Genomic DNA, 16746 nt, shown 5'->3' on the forward strand with positions numbered 1-16746 from the left:
GCATTGTAATGGTGAAGATATATATTTTTTAATTTCTTCTCACGCTCCCGCACTTTCCCCACTCCCCACAACCCCCCACGCTTCCCACACTCCCTCTACCATTACTATGCACCACCACCAAATTTATTATCTTGGCCCTGTAACAAAACCTACTAAGGTTGAAAGTGCATAAAATATTTTGAGTCGAGAACTCTGGTTTCTCCGTTTTTATCAAATATTTATGGTCTGTCCCGATTGAGCTGACTTTTTCAGAAATAAATGGTATAAGTCCTATAATATTCAGGCGATCGCTAACTTTGAATAGAACTATAGCGTTACGCATTAAGGTTTTTGAGGCGTTGCTGAATAAAGGTATGATTTTACAGGAGTCAGGAGTCAGGAGCTAGAAAGGAGCTTTTTCAGCGCCTCAAAGAGGGAAAATAATAGACATCTGGTGGAAAATAAATAAACCTTTTAGTTATATTAGCTAAAGAAAGAAAAAGTCACCATAAAAAATCCTTTTTCCTGCCTTTTTCGTAAAAATATCTTACCTGTTCCCTCTTCCCTGTTCCCTGTTCCCTACCATGCGCAAAAAATCTATATCTTTTTCACGCCTAGGTCTAATAGGTATGACTTACACCGCTATTTAGGAATTTTATACCGTGTTTCAGCAACGCCAGGTTTTTGACATTTATAAATCCTGTTTGCGCAGCATTCCGTAGGAAAACCCTTTGACAGTTTACCGAATAATTAATAATTAATAGTTAATAATTAATAATGGCTTTGTTACTGAATATTCCCTATTTCCTATTCCCTAGGGATATAGTATTTCATCTTGTCTAAGGAGGGTGATGTTGGTCACAGAAATTGCTTATCTGCTTCACTTTGTCGCGGTAGAATAACTCACTCTCCTGATATCGAAAAATCACTCTCGACTTCAACTATAAGTCACCACCATAACGAAAAAAACGGGAGATGATTAAAGATATAGAGTTCAAGGTAATTCCCATGCTTCAAGTTCAATTACTTCCCGGTGCAATTAACGAAATTATGGCCTCTGTTGCCGAAAATTCTTCTCTGACTGAATCAGATCGTTATGGTCTTATGGCTTCTGTTTTGGATGAGTCTATAAGTGAAGAAGAGCGTTGCAGCGTTGATAGATTATTGCGTTCTGTTATTAGAGGAAGGGTGCAGTTAAAATAAATTTTTGCTTCTTAACTCTTTGTAAAATTTCTACTCTAAACAGAATATAAATTAGTATTAGCAAAATTACGAATTTCTACCCATTCTTTATCTGATAAAGGTTCAGTAATTAGCTGAATTTTAAAACATTCTTTTGCTGCTATAATTAACGCTTCAATAATCTGATTAATCAAATCTTCTCCCCTATCATTTGCAGATAAAAAAGATTCAGGAAAATTAGAAACTCCAGGGGATGGTTGAGAATTAAAAACATGACTACAAAACTCAACATCAGGTGCTAAAATCATAGAACCATGTTGTAATATTCCCCCTTTTTTTCTCAGTTGGGCACTACCAATTAATTTTGTCCCATTAGGTAAGATTAAATCTGCACCTGTAGAAGTTCCAAAACAATTTGGGTTATTAATATAGCCTCTTCCCGCAGTGCCATAAACTAAGTCAACGCTGAGCGATCGCCACCCCTGGATTAAAAATTCACAAATAGCCTGATAAGACTCGATGCGACTGCCAGGAAAACCAGAAGTTATTAAACTATAAGTTAAATCTCCCTGATGCAAAACGGCTCTTCCACCAGTAGGACGACGCACAATATCTACAGATGTGCCTTGCCAAGTTAAGTCTTGCCAATATTCGGGATAGCGTTTTTGATGATAACCCAGAGAAATGGCGACTGGTTGCCAAGTATAAAACCGGAGAGTTGGTGGAATGTTTCCTTGTAGATGTTGGTGTAGCAACCATTCATCTATTGCCATTTGTAATTTTCCAGTTGTTGTGAGTAGGGGAATAAGTCGCCAAAACATTTTAAGTCCGATCTTTATTCTTGTTCCAAACCCAAGATTAATCTTAAAGCTTGGTCAATTTTTAGGATAATTTATGCTTATAGTATGGCTCGAATATTAATATTATGTTCGGTTGAATATTTATTATTTAGGGAATAAGGTAGAAGCGTAAGTGGAATATAAGAGATAGGGAGTAGGCGATAAATTGAAATACGTCCCTTACTTTTCTCCTCCCTAGGAAAGACTTAAGATTTTATTTCTAAGTAATTATCTAGAGATGATATAATTCAGCAATCCATAGTTTTCCAGGAACAGACGAAAAAATTTTAATATCCAGACCCATAATTGCAGTTAATCTTTATAGAATTACCCAAATTTAAGAAAATTTTGTCTAAGTTAAAAAGTTGGGCTGATAAAGTAGATTTATTTTCTGAAATAAGCTACCACTTTGGATAAGATACCTGAAAACTTGGCAGAAACTTCCGAGATAGAATTTGCTTTACATATTGAAGAAATATGAGAAAATTGAATGAATCAGAAATTCAATATAGGTTCTCGGATATCAATTTCCGTAACTTTATCACTAAAAAAATATGAAATACTAAAATGTTTACCAAATATCCACTTTTTTTTTAGGTAGTTTGCATATAGTAGTAGGGAGGGCAAATGCTTGCCCAATCTAAAGATATTTAGCAACCCCAAATTAGACTCTAACAGCGTATATTGCTCCAATATTGCTACTACAAGGCAAACGAGAAAAAATGGCAAAACCTGCTTGACGCAAATATTCAGCTAATTTATCAGGTCCTTTGTAATGCCATTCCATCATAATTATTTTTATTTGATTTAGTTGTCCTTTTGCCACTAAAGAATCAAAGATTTCATACTCAGAACCTTCACAGTCAATCTTAGCAATAATATCCATATCTGGGTGCTGAGAAATTATTGAACTTAACTCTTCACCGATCGGTTTTAAACTAATCTCTTCTGTTGGTAAAGATTGATTTTCCAGATTTTTTTTGCGGCTTTCTGTAACTCCTTCAACTCCAATACTTCCTCTTAATTCATAATCAAATTCAACTGTTACTGTTTTTTCTTCAGCAGCAATTCCATAACTAAAGGGTTTGATTTTATGGGAAATTTCTGGGTTTAAATCAAAGTTATGCAATGCTTGTTGATAAGTCACTTTAAAGGGTTCGTAACTCCATATTGCTTTAACATTTTCCTGCCTAGCAAAATACAGGCTGGCTAATCCTGTATTCATACCAATATCTAGCATAACTGCAGGTTTATCATAGATAAAATTATAAATTCCCAACCAAAAAATCTCCCAAATAATAGAAAGCTCTTCCGCAGTTTGAATATTTACTTTGATTCCCTCAACTTCTAAAATCAATTCATCATTTGTATCTATAGAAAACTTAGCATTGAATTTTTTCTTGATAAATTTTGCTTGATTTAATGCTTTTTTTGTCAGCAGAAAATCATACTTTTCCTTTTTAACATATATTTCCAGGGGTTTGAGAAATAATTGATCCGAACCACGCTCAACTTCTACATCATTAAAACTCATGTTTAACTCAGGAATTTTATCTACCCAATACCAATTAGGTATCTTCTGAAAATTTCTCACATTTCTCAGAAAATTCTTAGTCTTTAATAATGGTTGTTTTAACACTATTCAGTACCTAGATGATGAACTATGATATTAGTCATTATACCATAGTGGTTGAGTCTATTTATCGAAACTATTGAATTGGTGAAAATTCTCAGCTTCCTTGAATAGTAGGGATGGCAGAAAGGTAATATATTTAGCTATACTAGATCACTGAGTAGGGAAATCGCTTCCCTGACAATATGCCTGATAAATTGGTTGATTTTTTATTTTTATGAAGAACCTACTAAAAATTCTCCCTTGGTTAGTTATTGCTAGTTTTGCTTGGTCTCTTGGTTTTTTTTACAATGTTTATTATGGTGGTCTAATTGGTCGGTTACGCGGAATGTACTACAATAAGGCTGCACTAGCTGCTGAGTTGGAGGCTTCAAAAAGACTAATAATTGTTGGTGGATCGGGAGCGCACTACACCGTCAATTCTGAGCTAATGGAGGAAAAACTTGGTATCTCTGTATTTAACTTTGGCTTGGATGGTAATTTGGGTCTCAATGTAATCTTTCCGACTATTTTGGAGCAAGTTCGTCCAGGAGATATTGTGTTGATAATTCCTGAATACTTAATGCTCTTGGATGAGGATGGAGTAGGCGATCGCTCTACTTACTTTGGGTTCGCTATTGGAAAACCAGGATTAGGAGGTATTCCACCTAAGAAGTTTGGCCAAGATACTTTTGGTTTAGGTGTGCCTAGTCTCAGAAGCTTGACAAAATCTACTATAGACATAGTAAAGAAGGCAGAAGATCCAGACTATATTCCAGAATACTATGCCGATCCGATTACAGACTGGGGCGATCCAACAAAAACATGGGGGCGCAAAAGTAAGTGGTGGGAAATGAAAGTTAATAAGCCAGTTACTCCTCATTCAATTGCACGAATCAAACAATTTCGAGAGGAGTTGGAGGCTAAAGAAGCAACTTTGCTCATATCATTACCTTTGATTTATGGTAGTACAGATGAAAAGACTATCAAGAATGTTAAGAAAACTGCTGAAGAGTTAAGCAAAATTGCTCCTACAATTTATGACCAAGAATCATTAAATTTGTGGACTGACTCTAATTTATTTGCTGATACTCACTACCACCTAAAAGAAGAAGCACGGGTTATGCGGTCAAAAGAATTAATTGAACAACTGCAACCTATAATAAATCAATAGATAATAATTTATAGACATCTCCAAAAAAGAATGTAGAGATATTTCATGCAACCTTCCTATAAGGGTTTGACCGAAAAGTTTGGTCTCAAGCCTCGCTCTTCTCTTATAGGGCGACTTTTTTGAAAAAAGGATGTTAAAAATAATGTATGGTTTGAAGAAGGTAGAACTTCAACAATTAATTATTATAGCGTTTCCCAAGAAGCGTGAAGTACAATTATCTTTTTATCTTTTCATTACTCCCTATTCCCTATTCCCTGTTCCCTGTTCCCAGTTAAGTGTTCCCTCAAAGCTAGAATTTTGTACCTCACCATTATGAGAACTGCTATAATAATTAATTATTAATTATTAATTATTAATTATTACCTCTTCTTATAAAGAAGAGGATTGACTAAAAAGATTTTTTTTCTTTATATTTATTCCCCAAACTCTTCAGCTAAAGGTTCATCATTTTCATCAGCAAGATTAGCAACAATAGTAATTGCCCGCGAAATTTCTCCTGGAGATAATTCAGCTACAGTACGAGTTGCCACAACAACAATTTGATTGTCCACAATGGCAAAATGAGATTCCATTGTCGATAACCAATTCATTTGTAATAACCTACGCATTAACTCTGGTTCATTTTTAGCAGGTAACTTTAATACATAAGACCAAACTGTTAAAGTATCATCATCAGTTTCTCCAGTCAGTCTTATATATACATCTACAGTACCATATTTAAACTTCCACAAATGGCCTGCTTCATTTTGAGCTACCATTACCTTTTGCTCTTCTGCCATACTGGCAATGACAGTCTCAATCTCTTCTATATAGCTCAGAGTAGTTTCATCTTCAGTTAGTTCGTTAATATTTGCTTCTTCAATAGAAGGGTTGTCCACAGAAACAGTTTCAGGATTGTTACTCGTCATAATTACTTATAGCTATAGTTAAATCATCTATTCACCAGTTTAAGCCTTGGACTTACAGTTATACTAAATTAATGCCTAGGTAGTTACCAATGGATAATGGATAATTGATAATTAATCAATCGGGATTTATTGCCTCTCCTCGATCAATTAATGAAATCTTAATCAGTTATTTATGCCTACAACTTAATACTTTATATATGGTAGGTATTGTACAATTAAAACCTTGTAATTATTTTATTTTTTCCTCTACCAATAACTACAACCTTTAAAAAGTATTGGTTTTCACAATTTTTAACCCGATAAAGCCAAAAGTATATTATCTTTGCGAAAGACTATTCTACCAAAGAGAGTGCAACTACTTGAGCTCCCGTAAAATCAAGAACTTCGTCAATTTTAAGCATTATTTCCTCTTGAATTTCGGTAGCTTCATCTGAATCTCTGGTTAAAATATATGTGAATAAATCAATATCAATTACCTCATTACTCAAGCTACCGAGACTAATACGTTCTTCAGAAAGTTTTGGATTTTGAGCGAGCATAGTTCGGAGGTTTTCCATAGTTTCTGCTAATTTTTCGTGGGCACTATCATAGCTCAATGAAATTATACGCTCAAAAGTATATTTGTCACGCTGACTATGATTCACTATTTGGGATGTGGAGACTACTGTATTAGGGACATAAATGAGCTTTCGATCTACCGTGCGAATCAATGTTGACCGTAAACCAATATCTTCTACTGTACCAGTGACACCACCTAATTCGCAAAAGTCTCCAATCTCCATTGGCCGATTCAGAAATAAGGTTAAACCACCTACTATATTTTCTATATATGGTTTCACTCCCAAGCCAATAGCAATACTACTAACTCCAAAGCTAGCTATGATCGGTCCAACAGCTATACCGATTTCTCGGCTGGTAAAATAAAAAATTGCTAATCCTGACATAAATCCGAGGATACGAATTGCATTACGAGCGATGACTGCTTCAAGGGATTTGTTGTCTGCGGGCATATTGTAAATCACAACCCAAGCAATAGCATTGAACATCAGAAAAGCTAACCAAGCCAAAACAATACCTTGTATAACAGTTGATACTTTCAATAGAATATTTAGCAAGTCCCCTGTGATATTAATGCTTTCATCCATGAAAAACTCCCAACTCCCAGCAACCCATAGGGTAAAAGTTGGCACTAATAACCCTAACCATGCTTTTGTCAGGTCATCCGTGGTATTAATATATCGTCTGAGTAAAAATGCTACCCCTAAAATGCTAGATAATGCCACAAGGGTAATAAGGCCAAGGCTACACCATTGCCAGATAGTTTGGCCTTGAATCAATTGATTTGTCCACTGAGGTAGCCAGGTATTCCACTTCGGAGGCAGTAGATGCCCAGGTGTAGTAATATAAAATCTGTAGAAGTCAGGGGAGGTTCTCCATGAATTCGATTCATAATAGGGACGTCTTTCTATTAATTCATAAAATCCTTTAATACGTTTGATTGTTCCAGGTGAGAAGAGAAATTCACTTTGATTAAAACCGTCCTCAACTAACTCAATTGCAATCTCAGTTCCTGGAATTTCCCACCGCTTCAGTTCTTGAGATTCAACATCTCTGGCATTAGGAAGAGTATTTGCTTTAGGTAATTGAAGGCGGTCTAAGACTTCCTTGAGCATGAGCGCATTTTCTGTACCAATATCTGAACGATTAATTGGGGGGATACCTTGAAGATTCAAGGTATCCACCGCTCGTCTCAGTGCCCACTCTGCTTCCTGGCCTTTTTCTTTGACAGCCTTAGAATGCCATAATCCCCCCTCTTGTTTTGACTGCTCTTCAGCTTCTGTGATTAGCTGATAAGCTTCATTCATACTGTCCATAAATCCGTTAAGAGTGGCACGGGGACTATTTGTTGCTGGTGGTCTGAGTGGGTTTTCGTATGGGATAGTTGTCCCCATAACGGTATTCTGAGTCAGTAGAATTATGATTAAAACAGTAAGGGTTCTTAATAGGAATTTTTTTATTAGTCTGATCATTGAATGTTTGCTAGAAGGGAGTCATTTCAGTTAGCCTCTTGCCTCCTGCGGAGGAGCTGCGCTAACAGAGGAACTGCCTCTTTCAGAGGAGCTTCGCTAACGTTAACAGTTAGCCTCTTTCAGAGGAACTTCGTTAACAGTTATTAGTTATTCAGTACCTTCAACTAAACTTGGAGGCTTGAAATACTGAGTTGAATATTTTTTTCATCCCCTTAAAAGGGGGAGGCTTGATACCTCGGAATTTAGTAAGAGTGTTTAGCGAGTTATCCTAATTTCTATCAGGAGTAAGGTAGAAAATTCTCAACTTATCCTAAAACCTTAACAGGGAAAAGGAAAGAAAACAAGACAAGTGACTTTACTAGCATGATCGACACTATATAGGCACAGGAAAAATTTTGGCTGTTAATTATATCATAAAAGGAAGAAGAGAATCCTTGATATTTTCTAGCCAAAACAATTCTTTATTATCTTCTAGCAATAAAAGTAGTTTACCAATGGATAGTGTAGAGTCCGAAGAAGGAAAACTTCATTTCAGTTATCAGTTATTAGTTATCTGTTATCTGTTAGCCTCCTGCGGAGGAACTGCGTTTTTCGTGTCGCAAAAATAACTAATTATACAGCATTTTTGCAGTTTATGAAGTACAAAATTTTACAATTTTAGGCAAGAGGCAGAGGATTTGATAGTGTTAATTATTTAGGTTTTTTCTCAGAAATATCTGTATATTTTGCAGATATTTTTTATATTAAAATATAGCAATCCTAAATAATATCATGTTCGGTTGAATACTTATAAATAATTACCAAGGAGTCAGGAGTCAGGAATCAGGAGTCAGAATTGCTGGAGAAAGGAGTTAGGAGAAAAGTAGAAGTGTAATATCTTTTCTCTACTGTCAGATCTGAAGTTTTATTTATAACTGATTATCCGAACATGATATAAGTTGTGAGAAATCAAAAAGTAGATAAAAAAACTGAAGCTCCGGTCTGTTGCCTATTGCCTGTTGCCTAAAAGCGGTAAGATTTTTATACATAAATAAAATAGGATTGCTATAGAGCTTGATTTTAGATGATATAGCTGATATGAATAAATTTGTTATCAGCTATTCATAATTATAGTTTTATTATCAGAATTAAATATTAGGTTTATAACTAACCCAATATTTGCTGACAAAATGAACTTCGGTGGCAATATTTATAAAGCCTGCTTTTTCTAAACGTTCTTCTAAATCATCTGTAATGTAACTTTTATAATAAGGTTCGTGGAACATTGCAGGAAAGTTTTATAACATTGGCGCAAAATCAGGTTCATCAGAGGCTTGAATCGAATCACAAATTACAAAAACGCCTCCTGGTTGAGTGACTCTAAAAGCTTCTTCTATGACTTTTTGACGTACCATTGGCGGTAATTCATGGAAGGTAAAAACACAAGTTGTTGCCTGAAAATAGTTTTCTCGGAAAGGTAAATTCTCTGCATTTCCTTGCAAAAGCTGAGGTAATTATCCCAAGTCTTCAGATAGTAATTGATTCGCTTTTTTCAAGTAATCAGGTGATAAATCTAAACCATAAAGAGAGGCTTTTGATAAGGTGGCGCGAATAAATTTCAATGTTCTGCCAGTACCACAAGCTATGTCTAAAACTCGTAGTTTTTGGGAAGGGATCGCCTCTAATTTTTTCCCAGAAAACAATTTTTCTAATCCCATTTTTAAGGGAGTTAAAATTCGCCTGCGCATTGCATCGGCAGTACCATTAAATAAAATTTCTACTTGCAAATCATAAAGATTAGCAGACATTTCGCTTAAGTAACCATCAGTTTGATGATGGAAGTTTTGTAAATAATAATTAGGATAATTTTCAGTATCTATTTCTTGCGGAAATTCTTGATATTTTTTTTCTCTTATTCTTTCCCAAATACTAGGCATATCTAGCCAAACATTAGGATAATAACTGAAAAAATCTGCCCATGGATTATCGAAGATAGTATTAATTGAATATATGCCTTTTTCTGCATCTACTAAATCTTTTTCGATAATTTAATCAATGCGTTGGTACATTTTTTGAATAATTTCAGGAGAAAAAGGTTGAGTATTTAGCAGGAGGTTAGGATAAATAAAATTTCTTAGATAAGTAGAAATTTGTTGATGAGCTACAGCAAAGAAAATTTTGCTTTGTTGAAATGTTTGATAAGTAAGTTTTGTGATTGTATCTGGCATGATGATATTGTGATATTAATAGTTCTTTTGAACTTGATTTTTTACAGCTTTTAAGTATAGCAAGACTTTTAAAAATTGGTATAATGCCAAATCCAGTAGTATCGGTACAATTCATACCTCGTAGGGGTTTGGTCTCCAAACCCCTAGCAAATTTGGAATTTTTGCCAATACTTATGGTATAGTCTTATCCTGTAAAGTAAGTGATATCAAATCCGGTAGTATCGGTGTAATTAGATAAAGAGTGTGGGGAGATGGGGAGATGGGGAGATGGGGAGAGCTAGAAAGATTTGGTAATAGCTGAAGATGGAACATTTTTTTATACTGAATTAAGCGGATTTGATATGATGTGGTATTATACAAATTCATACTTATGTAGTTATAGCAATTCCCAAGAAGCGTGAGGTACAAAATTCGTTTGTTTTAGGGAACACTTAACTGGAAACAGGGAATAGGGAATCAGGAATCAGGAATAGAAAAGAAATTAAAGAGCTTGTGTACCTCATAAGCTTGAGGAACGCTATACATCTTATATTTGTGATTTATTCCGACAATAGAAAATTATAAATTCCAGAAATTATAAAAATTAAACCTTGTTTTCCTCAGAATTTACCCATTTTTAAGTTCTAAACACTATGTATCTATAACGTTATAGTTTTTAGACTCTGTATGTATTCAATAATTTAGAATTAAGAATTAAGAATGCGCGAATGACCTCTCCTTGAAAAGAAGAGAATTGGCGAACAGGAAAATTTTTATTTATTATCTCCTTAAAAGGGGAGGCTTTAAACCAGAATATTTCGGTAATAAACAGAATAATTGAATATTTTATTAGCCTCGCCACATAAGTATTCTAGTATTGCGAGTAGATTTTTACAGGGATGAAGTAATACTTGTTGACATCCCATCTTTTTTGTTGTTTTACTCATATTTCTACTATAATTAGTGATTACTAAATAAATATAAAAACATTTACAGATAAAGGTTTTAGCATTTTTAGGTCTGGAAAAAGTACAAGTTTTTCGTTCTTTTTGAGCCGAAAAGTTAGGATTTTGGGTTGACTGTGGCTGAAAAATCAAGGGATAATTCTGACTCTTGCCTCCTCTAAATTCCCCATTCCTCTTGAATTACCCTCCTGGGAGGGGTTAGGGGTGGGTTTACTCCTGTATCCTGACTCCTACCCTTACTCATAAGACTTTTTCAGCAAACCCTAATTAGTTTGTCGATTCTCAAAAGGCAAAAAAAATAGCCTTCGCTTGGGAAGGCTAATAAAATGAAATTACTATTTTTTAGCAATCATAGTAAAGAGAGAACTCATAAGGATGAGGACGTAGACGCATAGGGTTAACCTCATTGTCTAATTTGTACTCAATCCAAGTTTGAATCAAATCCTCTGTAAATACTCCGCCAGTAGTTAAAAACTCATGGTCTTTTTCCAAAGCTTCTAAAGCACCCTCCAGGGAACCAGGAGTAGAAGGAATCTTACTCAACTCTTCAGGAGAGAGGTCATAAATATCCACATCCAAAGATGCACCAGGGTCAATTTCATTCTTAATCCCATCAATACCAGCACAAAGCATTGCCGCAAAAGCCAGATATGGGTTACAACTAGCATCAGGACAACGGAACTCTAGTCGTTTTGCTTTAGGATTAGTACCACTTAAAGGAATCCGAACAGAAGCAGAACGGTTTCCTTGAGAATAAGCTAAGTTTACCGGAGCTTCAAAACCAGGAACTAATCGCTTATAAGAATTAGTAGAAGGATTAGAAAAAGCTAATATTGCTGGAGCGTGCTTGAGGATACCACCAATATAATTAAGAGCCATCTTGCTCAAGTTAGCATAACCATCTCCCCAGAATAAAGGCTGTCCGTCTTTCCAGATTGACTGGTGACAGTGCATCCCAGAACCATTATCATTAAATACTGGTTTAGGCATAAAAGTGATAGTCTTGCCATACTTTTTGCCCACATTCTTGATGACATACTTATAAATCATCAAGTTATCGGCAGCTTCGATTAATTTACCAAAGCGGAAACCTAATTCATTTTGACCACCAGTAGCTACTTCGTGGTGATGCTTCTCAATGGGAACCCCACACTTAGCCATAGTTAACAGCATTTCTGTCCGTAGGTCTTGCATGGTATCGGTGGGAGATACAGGAAAGTAACCTTGTTTGTAACCTGGTTTATAAGCTTTGTTACCTCCTTCTTCTTCTCTACCAGAGTTCCAACGACCCTCTATACTATCAACATAGTAGTATCCTTTGTTTTCTGTTTGGTCGAAACGAGCATCCTCAAATACAAAAAATTCAGCTTCAGGACCAAAGAATGCTGTATCTCCAATACCTGTGCTTTTTAAATAATCAACTGCTTTCTGAGCAATAACTCTAGGACAACGACTATACCACTCACCAGTTCGAGGTTCTTTAATACTACAAGTTATACTTAATGTAGGTTCTGCCATAAAAGGGTCAATCCAAGCAGTAGTTGGGTCGAGTACCATCATCATGTCTGACTCGTTAATATTTTTCCAGCCACGAATACTGGAACCGTCGAAGGCAACTCCATCTGTGAAAGAACTTTCATCAATTTGGCTTTTGTGAACTGTTAAATGTTGCCAAATACCAGGTAGGTCGATGAATTTCAAATCAATAACTTGAATGTCATCATTATTAATCCAGTTCAACACATCTTGGGCTGTTTGTGCCATTATTAGCTCCTAAATCTTAAAATTTTGCTTTTCTTAACAGGCTTAATAACTGCTGCTACTGTTGCAGAAAACTTTAACAAAATGTCACAAACTAACACATTGATTTTGTAGTAACTTTCCATGTAAAGTTTCTATTACTTCAACTAAGTGTTGAAAATAAGCAGGGCGGTAACACCGAACGCAGTTAGCTCTTAGAAAAAGTGTGCTTACAACGAGTAATTGTCTCTGCGATCATACAGAAACAAGATATTTTTGAGGTATATTAATACACCTCAAAACATAAGGTTGGGCAAAAATTTGGACATTGTTGCGTCCATTCTGCACAAAATGCGTAAAGTTGGCCTCGCCTAGTTATTTTGGCTTTTAAAAGCTCGACACACTGGTTTTTCAAATCTCTTTACCTGTTTAATGCCGAACAACAGAAGCTCAGGACTGGCCTCGCATCCTAAGGTGTTATGACCTAAATAACGTTTACTTTAAAAAAAAGTGGGCTGGACTAACCATTTAAGCGACTTGAGCGCTTTGATTTAGATTTGTGGTTAGTCTAATAAGAATACATCTGGCTAATAATAAGAATTAAAATTGTTGAGTTTTTGTATCGAATGTTACGATATTTCTAAGACCTACTCTTATGATTCTGCTGGGTTTCAATTTATAGTAGGCTATTATAGAAAGTTTAAGAAATTGTTGGGAGATTGATTTTATGCGGGACACTGTAACTAGCTTAATAGAAAATTACGATTCTAAGGGTCGTTATTTAGATCGAGATGGGGTTGAGCGATTAAAGTCTTATTTTGAAACTGGTACTGCACGAGTACAAGCTGCTACAGTAATTAATTCTCAGGCTGCTAGTTTGGTTAAACAAGCTGCGGTTACTTTGTTTGCAGAACTACCAGAGTTAATCCGTCCTAGTGGAAATGCTTATACAACTCGTCGTTATGCAGCTTGTTTGCGGGATATGGATTATTATTTACGCTATGCTACTTATGCTTTGGTAGCAGGTAATACAGACGTTTTGGATGAGCGTGTCCTGCAGGGGCTTCGGGAAACTTATAATTCTTTAGGAGTACCTATTGGACCTACTGTGATAGGTATTGGTATTATGAAAGAACTGGTTAAGTCTGAGGTAGAGGCAGCTGGTATTCCAACTGGTGCTTTTTTGGCGGAACCTTTCGATCATTTAATTAGTGAGTTGGCTGAAAAGGATATTTAATTAATTAATAATTAATAATTGATAATTATTCATTACCAAGCGTAAAAATGGGATTTGATTTTCAAATCCCTACAGTTTTTTTTATAACTCAGTAATCAGTTTAATTGTTTTGATTTTTTTTACATTAATGAAGCGGATTTTAACAACTCAAAAAGCTAATAGTTTAATGAATAATTAATAATGAATAATTAATAATTATTCATTACCAAGTTCCAAAATGGAGTTTGGAAACCAAATCCCTACAGTTTTTTCAAAACTCAATATCTTTTGATTTTTTTGACATTAATTAAGCGGAAATACTAAAAGCTGATAGCTATAGCAATCCTATTGTAGTTGTAATATTTTGGTGGTAGGGGCGATTTGCGTTTAGCTAACGCTAAACGCAAACGCACTTCGGCTGTCGTCGACATGTTTGCGGAGCATTCCGTCAGGAAATGCGGAGCATGACAAACGGAAATCGCCCCTACAGGAGTCAGGAGTCATAATTTTCAAAGCTTTCAGTTGAAATTGGCTATTATAAAACTTATCACAACCTATTTGGGATTGCTATAGTTAATAAGTAAAATTTGTGTCTAAACAAAGATTAGATGTTTTATTGGTAGAACAAAATTTATGTACTTCTCGACAAAAAGCTCAGGTTTTGATTAGAGCAGGAGAAATAATGGTAAATCAACAAATAATTGATAAACCTGGCAGGAATTTAGATATTTTTCTCTTCCTGGTTATGACAAAAATATCTAATTTTTCCTATTCCCTTTTCCTTGTTTCCTTTAATAAGTTAATAAGTAAAATTTGTGTCTAAACAAAGATTAGATGTTTTATTGGTAGAACAAAATTTATGTACTTCTCGACAAAAAGCTCAGGTTTTAATTAGAGCAGGAGAAGTAATGGTAAATCAACAAATAATTGATAAACCTGGAACTGAAGTTGACTCTGAAGCAGATATTAAGGTTAAACAAAAATCTTTATATGTTTCTAGGGGAGGCTATAAACTTGCTAAGGCATTAGAATATTTTTCTATTCCTATTTCTGACAGAATATGTCTTGATGGTGGCATATCTACGGGAGGATTTACAGATTGTTTATTACAAGCAGGCGCTAAATTAATTTATGGTATTGATGTTGGTTACGGACAAGTTGATTGGAAGTTGCGTAACGACTCTAGAGTAATTTTGAAAGAGAGAACTAATATACGTTATTTAACTTCTGAAAAATTATATGGTGATTCAAAAATCTTAGATTATGAATCACAAGAAAATGCAAAAAAAATATATCCGAGTTTGGCTGTAGTTGATGTTTCTTTTATTTCTCTAACTAAAATCTTACCTGCTTTATGGGAATTACTTATTCCTCCTCGTGAGACAATTTTATTGGTAAAACCTCAGTTTGAAGTAGGAAAAGAACGAGTAGGAAAAAAAGGTGTAGTTCGTTCCTCCTCTGACCAAGCTGAAGCAATTTTTCAGGTATATTGTAGTGCTAATAATTTAGGATGGCAATATGCTGGTTTAACTTGGTCTCCCATACAAGGTCCGGCTGGTAATATAGAATATTTATTATGGTTAAATCTGGAAAGTGAACTTTTACCTGATAGGTCGGCGATCGCTCACATCACAAAATTAGCTCAACAAGAATTATTAATGGATAATGGATAATGGATAATGGATAATTAATTCATTGTAATTTGATCAACAAATAATTAGGGTTTGCTGAAAAAGTCTTTTTGCTATGGGTAGCGAGTAGAGAGCAGGAAGTAGTTAGGAGTTAGGAGAAGGGGGGAATTATAAAGGAGATAATTGGATATTTTATTCCTTGATTTTTCTGCAATTATTCTGTCTTTGATGCTAACTTTTGGAGCATTTTAGACGTGATATCTGGTACTTTTTTAGACTTTAAGAAGGCACTTGCCTTTATCTTTTAATGCTTTGATATTTAATCAGCAAGCCCTAATTATCAATTATCCATTATTCCAATTGCCATGTTCATCCGAAAAATTAGTATATATTTTCTTTTCTTAATTAAATTATCTATTTATATATTTTGTACTTCGTTTATTTTTAGCACGATAGTTTCAGCAAAAATAATATCTGTTAAATTAGCTGATAATTTTTTATACAGTTTAATAGTCTTTGGTGATTTTTTAAGAGGGATAGAAATAGTTGAGCTTTTCAATATTATTGCTTTTGCTGTAGTTGGAATGGGTTTTGGTTTAGCAACTGTTTTTTTACCTAAATATTTGGGTCGTTATGTCAGCACAATTCTATTAATAATTTTAGTTCCAATAATTTTTATCACAACTTCAATGGTGAGATATGATATCTGGGTAGAGCAGGTAGCGAAGAATGACAATTTATCATTTAATCAAGCTGAACTACTAACTAATTCATTTTTAAATGAAAGAGTTGGAAATGATGGCATATATGGTTTTTATTTATATACTGCCCAATTTCCAATTCTCCCTGATAAAAAAGTACAGATTGATAATTTAGATAGATTAGAGAAGAGTGTTAATTCTAAGTTTGTCCGGTTAATTGGAGTTCCTCCGGGAGTAATTTCTTGGAGTATGAGTTTATGTTTTTGGATGATTAGAATCTTTTATTTTGTTATAGCAGTAGTAACTACAATTTTTCACTTCAGAGAAGGTTTAAGGATTGTTAAATGTTGAAGGAAGAAGGAAGAAGTTGAGGCAAATATTGGCAAATTAGAAATAAAAATCTGATTCTTCTCTATTGCGATATACGCAATAGAAGTTTCTACTCAGATTCATCTGTGAATTTCTGGGAAAAGTGACTATGGGAAGGTGAAGGAAATATTGGCAAATTAGAAATAAAAATCTGATTTCTCTCTATTGCGATATACGCAATAGAAGTTTCTACTCAGATTCATCTGTGAATTTC

13 protein-coding genes and 2 pseudogenes are annotated in these 16746 nt (G+C 34.7%); 6 read left to right on the forward strand and 9 right to left on the reverse strand.

Annotation, left to right across the window (positions count from 1 at the left end):
- Nucleotides 1-987: 987 nt before the first annotated feature.
- The gene (locus ACP6PK_RS21115; protein WP_094670865.1) at nucleotides 988-1182 is read left to right on the forward strand and encodes a hypothetical protein; all 195 of its coding nucleotides are present in this window, start codon (nucleotides 988-990) and stop codon (nucleotides 1180-1182) included.
- A gap of 35 nt (nucleotides 1183-1217) precedes the next feature.
- Here the strand turns inward: ACP6PK_RS21115 and ACP6PK_RS21120 are convergent, their stop codons facing one another.
- Both ACP6PK_RS21120 and ACP6PK_RS21125 read right to left on the reverse strand, forming a co-directional pair.
- A complete protein-coding gene (locus tag ACP6PK_RS21120) occupies nucleotides 1218-1982 on the reverse strand; it encodes a lipoate--protein ligase family protein (RefSeq protein ID WP_094670863.1) in 765 nt (254 codons plus the stop codon).
- A gap of 682 nt (nucleotides 1983-2664) precedes the next feature.
- On the reverse strand, nucleotides 2665-3639 hold the full coding sequence (locus ACP6PK_RS21125) for an FkbM family methyltransferase (RefSeq protein ID WP_210407410.1): 975 nt from the start codon (nucleotides 3637-3639) through the stop codon (nucleotides 2665-2667).
- 211 nt (nucleotides 3640-3850) lie between these two features.
- Here ACP6PK_RS21125 and ACP6PK_RS21130 point away from each other — a divergent pair, with 211 nt between their 5' ends.
- Nucleotides 3851-4786 (forward strand): hypothetical protein, encoded by a 936-nt coding sequence (locus tag ACP6PK_RS21130; protein WP_094673460.1) that lies wholly within the window; start codon nucleotides 3851-3853, stop codon nucleotides 4784-4786.
- 413 nt (nucleotides 4787-5199) lie between these two features.
- Here the strand turns inward: ACP6PK_RS21130 and ACP6PK_RS21135 are convergent, their stop codons facing one another.
- From ACP6PK_RS21135 to glnA, 7 genes and pseudogenes are all read right to left on the reverse strand, one after another.
- A complete protein-coding gene (locus ACP6PK_RS21135; RefSeq protein ID WP_094673461.1) occupies nucleotides 5200-5694 on the reverse strand; it encodes a YbjN domain-containing protein in 495 nt (164 codons plus the stop codon).
- Nucleotides 5695-6026: 332 nt separating this feature from the next.
- On the reverse strand, nucleotides 6027-7646 hold the full coding sequence (locus ACP6PK_RS21140; RefSeq protein ID WP_426562368.1) for a mechanosensitive ion channel family protein: 1620 nt from the start codon (nucleotides 7644-7646) through the stop codon (nucleotides 6027-6029).
- Nucleotides 7647-8851: 1205 nt separating this feature from the next.
- A complete protein-coding gene (locus tag ACP6PK_RS21145) occupies nucleotides 8852-8989 on the reverse strand; it encodes a hypothetical protein (RefSeq protein WP_426562370.1) in 138 nt (45 codons plus the stop codon).
- Between the two features lie 12 nt (nucleotides 8990-9001).
- Nucleotides 9002-9640: pseudogene (locus ACP6PK_RS21150) on the reverse strand (class I SAM-dependent methyltransferase).
- A gap of 111 nt (nucleotides 9641-9751) precedes the next feature.
- A complete protein-coding gene (locus tag ACP6PK_RS21155; protein ID WP_426562372.1) occupies nucleotides 9752-9931 on the reverse strand; it encodes a hypothetical protein in 180 nt (59 codons plus the stop codon).
- Between the two features lie 782 nt (nucleotides 9932-10713).
- On the reverse strand, nucleotides 10714-10857 hold the full coding sequence (locus ACP6PK_RS21160) for a hypothetical protein (protein WP_426562374.1): 144 nt from the start codon (nucleotides 10855-10857) through the stop codon (nucleotides 10714-10716).
- A 360-nt stretch (nucleotides 10858-11217) separates the two neighbouring features.
- The gene (glnA, locus tag ACP6PK_RS21165; RefSeq protein ID WP_426562376.1) at nucleotides 11218-12639 is read right to left on the reverse strand and encodes a type I glutamate--ammonia ligase; all 1422 of its coding nucleotides are present in this window, start codon (nucleotides 12637-12639) and stop codon (nucleotides 11218-11220) included.
- Between the two features lie 703 nt (nucleotides 12640-13342).
- On the opposite strand from glnA, the gene apcB reads away from it, so the two are divergent.
- From apcB to ACP6PK_RS21185, 4 genes and pseudogenes are all read left to right on the forward strand, one after another.
- Nucleotides 13343-13852, forward strand: coding sequence for an allophycocyanin subunit beta (gene apcB, locus ACP6PK_RS21170; RefSeq protein WP_426562378.1), 510 nt, complete (start codon nucleotides 13343-13345; stop codon nucleotides 13850-13852).
- A 568-nt stretch (nucleotides 13853-14420) separates the two neighbouring features.
- Nucleotides 14421-14561: pseudogene (locus ACP6PK_RS21175) on the forward strand (S4 domain-containing protein); the annotation flags it as partial.
- An 85-nt stretch (nucleotides 14562-14646) separates the two neighbouring features.
- Nucleotides 14647-15504 (forward strand): TlyA family RNA methyltransferase, encoded by an 858-nt coding sequence (locus ACP6PK_RS21180; RefSeq protein ID WP_426562380.1) that lies wholly within the window; start codon nucleotides 14647-14649, stop codon nucleotides 15502-15504.
- A gap of 323 nt (nucleotides 15505-15827) precedes the next feature.
- Nucleotides 15828-16514: a hypothetical protein gene (locus tag ACP6PK_RS21185; RefSeq protein WP_426562382.1), complete on the forward strand. Its 687-nt coding sequence runs from the start codon at nucleotides 15828-15830 to the stop codon at nucleotides 16512-16514.
- Nucleotides 16515-16746 lie beyond the last annotated feature (232 nt).

The sequence above is a fragment of the Dapis hubbardiae BLCC-M172 genome (genome assembly GCF_050016015.1).
Classification (GTDB): Bacteria; Cyanobacteriota; Cyanobacteriia; order Cyanobacteriales; family Microcoleaceae; genus Trichodesmium.